Origin of the sequence: Vibrio sp. 10N.261.52.A1 (assembly GCF_002876325.1) — a bacterium.
GTDB classification, from domain to species: domain Bacteria; phylum Pseudomonadota; class Gammaproteobacteria; order Enterobacterales; family Vibrionaceae; genus Vibrio; species Vibrio chagasii.
Genome location: NZ_MCYD01000131.1, coordinates 1 through 1,428, shown reverse-complemented (window position 1 = coordinate 1,428; position 1,428 = coordinate 1). Strand labels below are relative to the sequence as shown.

1 protein-coding gene is annotated in these 1,428 nt (G+C 48.7%); it reads right to left on the bottom strand.

What is annotated here, in order from left to right; genetic code table 11:
* Positions 1-54: 54 nt before the first annotated feature.
* On the bottom strand, positions 55-1,428 hold a 1,374-nt coding region (tnaA, locus tag BCT81_RS01845), incomplete at its 5' end, for a tryptophanase (RefSeq protein WP_102423092.1).

Here is a 1,428-nt window from a genome sequence, read left to right as displayed (position 1 = left end):
CTCCAAAGGAGCCTTTAATTATGGTCCTGATGACTATTCGCTTATGTTTTTATTTTAAAATGCTTCTTCGAGCGTTGGTTCACTCTTTTTTTCAGCTTGATTCTCATAGGTTTCCACCTCTTTCAAACGCGCAGTGAAATGCCTTAGTACTGGTGGTTCATAAACAAAATCGAGCCCTTTCACTTTGCTCGCGTTCTCTTTTACTTTTTCGAACGCTTCAATAATGAAGTCCATATGCGTTTGAGTGTAAGTCGCGCGTGGAATGGTTAGGCGCAATAGCTCAGCAGGACATGGATGCTGCTCACCTGTTGCTGGGTCGCGCCCTTGCAGCAAGGAACCAATCTCAACGGCTCGGATTCCCGCGACTTTGTACAACTCACACGCTAAAGCATGGGCTGGGAACTGACCTGCCGGAATGTGTGGAAGCAATTTACCCGCATCAACAAACGCAGCATGACCGCCCGCTTGTTGGCACACAACACCAATCGCTTCCAAGCCATCAACCAGGTATTGCACCTGACCGATGCGGTACTCCAACCAATCTTGGCGCATTCCATCGTATAGCCCAACCGCAAGGCGCTCCATGGCACCACCCTCTAAGCCACCATAAGTCGGGAAGCCCTCTTGAACCACACACAAGGTTCGGCACTCTGTGTACACATCCATGAAGGAGTCGTCTTTAAAGCACAACAAACCGCCCATTTGCACCATCGCGTCTTTCTTAGCGGACATGGCTAAGCCGTCTGCATATTTGTAGGACTCACGAGTGATTTGTTCGATAGTCCAATCTTGATAACCCGGTTCACGCTGCTGAATAAAGTAAGCATTTTCAGCGTAGCGAGCCGAGTCCATGATGACGGGAATATCGTACTTCTGCGCGATTTCATACACGGCTTTGAGGTTAGCGATAGAAACAGGCTGTCCACCAGCCGAATTGCATGTAATGGTGCTCACAATGTAAGGAACGTTGGCAGCACCCGCTTCTATGATCGCCTCTTCCAATTTGACGATATCGAAGTTTCCTTTGAAGTCTGCATTCACGGAGGTATCAAACGCTTCTTTGGTGTAAACGTTCTTCGCAACACAACAATTCACTTGGGTGTGGCCCTGCGTGGTATCAAAGAAGTAATTCGACAAAGCGACCATTTTGCTGCGGTCTAGCCCCTTTTCCATCTCACGCTTTTTGATTAGCACCGGGATGTAAATCTGCTCTGCACCGCGACCTTGGTGAGTAGGAATAGTTAGCTCGTAGCCAAAGATATCTTTCACCGCATTCGACAGTGCGTAGTAACTACGACTGCCGCTATACGCTTCATCGCCCATTAACATTGCCGCTTGCATACGTTGGGTAATTGAACCCGTGCCGCTGTCGGTCAGCAGGTCGATGAACACATCATCGCTATCGAGTAGAAATGGGTTCATACCCGC